7 protein-coding genes are annotated in these 6,312 nt (G+C 50.3%); all 7 read left to right on the top strand.

From position 1 onward, the window contains the following. On the top strand, positions 1-635 hold a 635-nt coding region (locus Q0236_RS12205), incomplete at its 5' end, for a bifunctional hydroxymethylpyrimidine kinase/phosphomethylpyrimidine kinase (protein WP_297918483.1). A gap of 568 nt (positions 636-1,203) precedes the next feature. Beyond that, a complete protein-coding gene (locus Q0236_RS12200) occupies positions 1,204-2,355 on the top strand; it encodes an MFS transporter (protein WP_297918480.1) in 1,152 nt (383 codons plus the stop codon). Between the two features lie 109 nt (positions 2,356-2,464). Further along, positions 2,465-2,635, top strand: coding sequence for a hypothetical protein (locus tag Q0236_RS12195; protein ID WP_297918477.1), 171 nt, complete (start codon positions 2,465-2,467; stop codon positions 2,633-2,635). 120 nt (positions 2,636-2,755) lie between these two features. After that, positions 2,756-4,339: a tannase/feruloyl esterase family alpha/beta hydrolase gene (locus Q0236_RS12190; protein ID WP_297918474.1), complete on the top strand. Its 1,584-nt coding sequence runs from the start codon at positions 2,756-2,758 to the stop codon at positions 4,337-4,339. A 21-nt stretch (positions 4,340-4,360) separates the two neighbouring features. Then, on the top strand, positions 4,361-4,837 hold the full coding sequence (locus tag Q0236_RS12185) for a hypothetical protein (protein ID WP_297918469.1): 477 nt from the start codon (positions 4,361-4,363) through the stop codon (positions 4,835-4,837). Positions 4,838-5,107: 270 nt separating this feature from the next. Continuing rightward, a complete protein-coding gene (locus Q0236_RS12180) occupies positions 5,108-5,590 on the top strand; it encodes a flavin reductase family protein (RefSeq protein WP_297918466.1) in 483 nt (160 codons plus the stop codon). A 109-nt stretch (positions 5,591-5,699) separates the two neighbouring features. After that, a partial coding sequence (locus Q0236_RS12175; protein WP_297918461.1) for an SDR family oxidoreductase occupies positions 5,700-6,312 on the top strand: 613 nt, incomplete at its 3' end.

Here is a 6,312-nt window from a genome sequence, read left to right as displayed (position 1 = left end):
GCGCCGCAGCGGTTAAAATTTCGCAGTTTTTCGGCGGCGCGATTTTGATTAAAGGAGGCGATCTGACGGCTGCGAGCAGAGCTTGCGGCGCGATGGAAGCGGACGCGGTGCAAAATTTTAATACTTTTGGGCGCGAGACGAGCGAAAACGGGGCGCTCAAAAATTCTACGGGTTTAACAGAGCGCGCAAATTTCGCGGATGAAAATTTTACTAGCGAAAGCAAAAATTTAACGGCGAGCGCGGAGCCTCCTTTTAAACAAAATTTATCCACAGCCTCCCTAGACGCTGGTTTTAAACCGAGCGGCGAGGGCGGGGATTTGAGAAATTTAGCGGTTGATATTTTGTACGAAAACAGTAAATTTTACGAATTTTCCGCGCTCAAAGTAGCTACGAAAAACACCCATGGTACGGGCTGCACGCTCTCAAGCGCGATCGCGTGCGCGCTAGCGGCGGGACTTAGCCTGCCCGCAGCCGTCGCCCATGCCAAGGGCTTCGTGCGCAGGGCGCTGGGTTGGGGTGAGCAGATCGGGCACGGATGCGGCGCGATAGATCATTATTTTACGGTCCAAGGTCCCTTCAGCGCGGACTTTGACGGATCTTGCGCGAACGAAATCAAAATCATCTCTAGAGACTAAAATTTCAAGCGCTCGTTGAAATTCCTGCATTCGTTAAAATCCAAAACTCCGCTGCTATTAAATTTAACCTAGCGGCACAAGATCGTACAAACGGTTCGTCGCGACTTGTGATAAACGGCGGGATTGCGCGGCTAAAAAGCGTGCGCTACGGGGATATGCATACTTAAAATTTTAGTTGATTTTTAGGCATCATAATCCGCGTAAAATTTTAAAGAATTTTTGAATTTTATTGTAGGGTTCGCATTGCAAGTTAGGGCTTTCCTTATTTGCCTTATGCTATAGCCCTGCTTCGTGGCATTGTTAAATTTGCGTTATTTCTTATAGGTCTTTATACGCGAAAAAAGTGGATTATAAATATAAGCTAGTCATTCATTCACTACTCGCGTTGCTCAAGGTAGATGCATCGCATTGTATGCCGATGTTGCGCTATACCTGCCGCATTGTGCCCTCTAGCTGCGAACTTAGCGATCCATGCCTGTCGTCTCATATTCGCTGAGCTTACTAAAATTCCAAATTTTCTAGCAAAAGAGTTATAATGGCTAAAATTGCGTAAATTTAGGAATTTAAAATGCGCTGCAAAAAAGGACTACTACTCTTAATCATCGCCTCAGGGATAATCTCTGCCGCAGATAACTGGATCGCATCGCTACTGCTACCTAGCATCGCAGATACGTTTGGGGTGCAGGTGGGCGCCGCCTCCGCAGTTTTGACGGCATATCTGATTCCATACGGCTTACTTCAGCCGGTTTACGGACATCTTAGCGATCGCTACGGCAGAGGTAAAATTTTAATTCTGCTAATGCTCTTTTTGGCGATATTTACGCTTCTTTGCTCCACTGCAAAAAGTTTAGCGTGGCTTGTTTTATTTCGCTTTTGCACGGGATGCGCGGCAGCGGGTATAATCGCTGTCTGCCTCGGCGTTATAGGCGATGCATATGACGAGAAGGATAGACAAAAAATCGTAGCGATATTTCTGGGTTCGGTATTTTTAGGGCAGGGGCTGAGTGCGGCTTTAGGCGGATGGGCAGTGGCTAGATTTTCTTGGAGGGAGATATTTTTAGCCTTTTCTGCGCTGTCTGCGGTATCTTTCGTATCACTATTTACGCTAAATTTCAAAGACGCTCCGAAAAGCGGAGGCGAAAGCTTCGTAAAATCCCTAGCCAGCTTGCGCGGCGATGCTGCGCTTTTGAGAAGCTATTTTTTGGCTTTATGTAACGGCGTAATCGTGCTTGGGGCGTATTCATTCATAGGCGCTTATCTACTTAAAAAGCTGGGCTTGAGCTCAAATTTTGCCGGAGCCTGCCTTATGCTTTACGGCGTCGCTTGCTTTTTGGCAGGAAACGCTGCTAGATATTTAAAAGAGAAGTTGCCGCTAAAAGAAATTCTATCCCTCGGCTTTTTGGCGTCCGCTTCGGCGCTGTGCCTTTTGGCGAGTTGCTTCGCTGCCACTGCATATGTAGGAACATTTTTGTTGGGATTTGGCTATGTTTGTGCGCAGTCGGTCCTAGCAAGCGCAGCGCTTCGTTGCGGCTCCGCCAAAGGTCTATCCTCTGGGATCATAGGCACGGCGATATTTTTCGGAGGCGGCATCGGTACTGCCGTAGGTGGCAAGGCGCTTGAATATTTAAGCTACCAAGGGCTATTTTGCGGCTTTGCTGCGTTAGCCGCCGCGCTGCTGATTTTTTACCGTGCAAGCTTTAAGAGCACGCGTGAAATTTAATGCTCCGCAACAATAGCAAAATTTAAAATTAGGCACACTTCGCTGTCGAGAAATTACCTAAAATTACGCTATTTCAGGGCGCCGCATTGGCATCGTCATAAATATCGCGGTGCATTGCATCACGCTGCCGCTTTTTCAGCTTCCGTGGTATGAGTTCGTTTCGGGATTTTTTGGGCACGCGGTTTGGTTTTGGGCGATCGAAGTATTCCGTCGCGATCTACGAAACCGCTTAACCGACGAGCCAGATTCTGCGGATCGCCCAAGTGCTTCGTCCCTTTAATTAAAATTTGCAATCCCGCATGGCTCCGCTAGGAATTCCATAATTTCTCAAATACGCTTGAAATTCACGATAAATTTTTATGTTAGAATTACAATTAATAAAATTTCAAAAGGAGCGGCAATGAAATATAAAATTTTAGTTGCAACCTTTACGGCCGCTTTGGGCCTACAGGGGGCGCTTGCGAGCGATTTTGACAAGCGGGCTTGCGCGGCGCTAAAGGGCACGAAAATTTACGATACAAAGATTAGCGAAGCGATCTGGAATCAAAGCGGCGAAATCGGTGCCGATAAGATGTCTGCGCTAACTGGCGGAGCCAAAAATACGCTAAAAGCCGCGCCGCACTGCATAATTCACGGCGAGATAGCCTCGCGTACGGGCTCGGACGGCAAGCATTACGGCATAAAATTTGAGCTTCGCTTGCCAGGCGACTGGAACGGCAAGCTGCTATTTCAGGGCGGAGGCGGTTTGGACGGCTTTGTAGCGCCAGCTCTTGGCGCCGCGCCTATCCGTACTAGCACCGCAACGCCCGCGCTTATGAGGGGCTATGCGGTCGTCACGACCGATTCGGGACACCCTGCGCCTACGCCCGAGTTTGGACTTGAGCAACAGGCGCGGTTAGACTATGCCTATCAGGCTATCGGCAAGGTCACGAGCGTCTCAAAGCAGCTGGTTTTCGCGGCGTATAAAAAAGCGCCCGCGCACAGCTACTTTATGGGCTGCTCAAACGGTGGGCGCTCGGCTCTGATGGCGGCGCAGAGGTATCCGCTGGAATTTGACGGCGTAATCGCGGCAAATCCGGGTTTTAGGCTTTCGCGCGCGGCGATCGCGGAGCAGTGGGATAACCAGCAGCTTATGAAGATCGCTCCTAAAAACGCCGCGGGGGATAAAATTTTCGCAAACGCCCTTACGCAGGAGGATTTGGATAAGCTAAGCAGGGCGGTTCTGCATAAATGCGATGCGCTAGACGGCCTAAAAGACGGAATCATCGGCGCTTGGGAAAGTTGCGAGTTCGATTCTAGCGGACTTGATCTGCCCAAAGATAAAATTTCTGCGATAAAAGCGATATTTGACGGCGCAAAAAACAGCAAGGGCGAGCAAATTTACAGCGGCTGGTTTTACGATGCCGGAGTAAATCAGCCCGGCTGGCGCATGTGGAAGCTAGGCGACTCGCAAACGGCAGAGCCAAATGCTAGAAATATCATACTCTCGAAGGGCTCGATGAATTATTATTTCTTGACGCCGCCGCAACCGGAGTTTGATCTGATGAACTTTGATTTCGATAAGGACGTAGAACGAACATTCGAAACCGCGGCGATAAACGATGCGATTTCGACCGAGCTAGATAGCTTCCGCGCTAACGGCGGTAAGCTCATCATCGTAACAGGCGTCTCCGATCCCGTGTTTTCGGCGATGGATCAGCGCGATTGGTTTAAAAAGCTAGTGGGAACGAACGTGAACGCGGATGAGTTTGCGCGATTTTTTGCCTTGCCGGGGATGAATCACTGCGGCGGCGGTAACGGCATCGATGATGTCGATCCGCTAAGCGCGCTTGAAGCGTGGCGCGAGCAGGGAACGGCTCCATCTAGCTTGCTAGGTAAAAGCACGAGCTGCGCCGGTAAGCAGATCCCTATCTGCGCGTATCCAAAAGTGGCTACCTACGTAGGCGGCGACGAAAATAGCGCGAGTAGCTTTGAGTGCAGATAAAATTTATTTAAAGGAGTAAAGATGAGAGGTAAAATTTTAATCGCGGCCTTTACAGCGGCGCTTTTGTGCGGCTGCGCGGCGCATGATACAAAGCCAGGCAAGGATACGAGCGCAATGGATAAGAGGGGCGAAGCGGCGGCTGCGGACTGCGGCGCTAGTGAGGGCGTCTGCAAGGTGCCCGCGGTGCAGGGGCCGATGGTAGGCGGCGGCACGGATGAGCACGGCTGCTTAGTCGCCGCGGGGCAGAGCTTTTCAAAGATTAAGAATGGCTGCGTGCAGGTTTTTGATATCGCGGACGTGAGGTTAGCTGATCCGGATAACGCTACGCTTGCGATCTACGGGATATTTTCCGCGGATAAAAGCAGGGTAGAAATCTTTTGGGCGAGCTTGCCGCAGAGCGAAATTTTAAGCAAAGTTAAGGGTGGTTACTATGTCTCGAAGGACGGCAAAATTTCGCTGCTAAAAAGCGGCAAAGACTATAATATCCGCAGAAAATAGCAGGTGAAATTTTAAGCCCGCTAAATTTCGCGCGCCGCGGAGAAATTTAATCCAAGCGCGCCAAGGTTTAGCCGATCTAGTAGAGCCTAAGGCTTAAATTTAAGGGCAAGTTAATACCAATCATTCGGTTATTTGCGGTATCTGCCGTCTATAAAAATTTAATCAAAGGAGCAAAAATTGAGGTCATAAAAGTAGATATACAAAAATCATATCCCAAACCCCGGCGCGACCACGCTCGTATCGGCCAAATACGATGGCGACGTCAATGCGATGGCGATAACGTGGGCGCAGGCGCTTGACTACGACAAAGTTACCATCGTGCCGCACAACGGCTCGTACACGAGGACGCTCATCGAAAAGAGCGGGTATTTCGCCGTGCAGATCCCAACGGCAGCGCAGGCGGAGCCGCTTAGCGAGCTGGGTGCCGAGAACAACTCGCGCTTTGATAATGCGGACAAGATGAAAAACGTGGAAATTTTTTATAAAGATGACTCCCGCGTACCGCTGATCGCGGGCTGCGCCGCATGGCTCGTTTGCAAGCGTATCCCCGAGCCTCATAACGAGCAGAGCTATGATCTTTTCATCGGCGAGGTCGTCGCGGCGTATGCGGACGAGCGGATATTTGACGGCGGACACTGGCTGTTTGAAAAGATCCCTGACGAGCTAAAGACGCTTCACTACGTCGCCGGCGGTCGGTATTATCTGGACGGCAAGGCGATAGATACCAAGCGCACGCCTATAAGCGACGAATAAACCGCCTCGCAAAATGCCGGCAAATTTGTAAATTTAAGACGAGCGCACGCGTGAATACGCGGCGAGCTTCGATAAAATTTCAAACTAAAGAATCTAAAAAGGATAGAAAATGAAAAAATATATCGTCATCACCGGCGCGAGTTCTGGTATTGGAGCGGCCGCGGCAAAGGCATTTGCAAGGCGCGGAGAAAATTTGATCCTAATCGCGCGCAGAGCAGAGCTTCTGCAAAGCTTAAAGGACCAGATCGCTAAAATTTCGCCTGAATCAGACGTCGTGATTAAAATTTGCGACCTTGCGCGCAGCGAGAACGTCCTAGCGCTTTGGGACGAGCTAAAAAGCTACGAGCTAAAGGCGCTCATAAACAACGCGGGCTTTGGAGATTACGGCGCGGTCGGCGAGCGCGATCTATCCAAAATTTCGCAGATGCTGGAGCTCAACGTCATCTCGCTCACGCTGCTAAGCCACCTTTTCGTGCGCGATTACAAGTATAAGCCCTCTCAGCTCATCAATATCTCCTCCACCGGCGGCTACAGCATGGTGTCAAACGCCGTCACCTACTGCGCGAGCAAGTTTTTCGTAAGCGCCTTTACGGAGGGCTTGTACTACGAGCTGGCGCAGGATAAAGAGGCTAAAATGCAGGCTAAAGTTTTAGCGCCCGCCGCGACTAGGACGGAATTTTTGGCCCCGTGGCGACGGATGACGCGGGCTACGACTACGACGC

This window comes from uncultured Campylobacter sp., assembly GCF_938031315.1.
Classification (GTDB): Bacteria; Campylobacterota; Campylobacteria; order Campylobacterales; family Campylobacteraceae; genus Campylobacter_B.
This window is presented reverse-complemented; position numbering and strand designations above follow the sequence as displayed.

Coding starts and splice junctions, on each gene's coding strand:
- Q0236_RS12200 (WP_297918480.1), top strand. CDS start 1,204: ATGCGCTGCAAAAAAGGACTACTACTCTTAATCATCGCCTCAGGGATA.
- Q0236_RS12190 (WP_297918474.1), top strand. CDS start 2,756: ATGAAATATAAAATTTTAGTTGCAACCTTTACGGCCGCTTTGGGCCTA.
- Q0236_RS12185 (WP_297918469.1), top strand. CDS start 4,361: ATGAGAGGTAAAATTTTAATCGCGGCCTTTACAGCGGCGCTTTTGTGC.
- Q0236_RS12180 (WP_297918466.1), top strand. CDS start 5,108: ATGGCGATAACGTGGGCGCAGGCGCTTGACTACGACAAAGTTACCATC.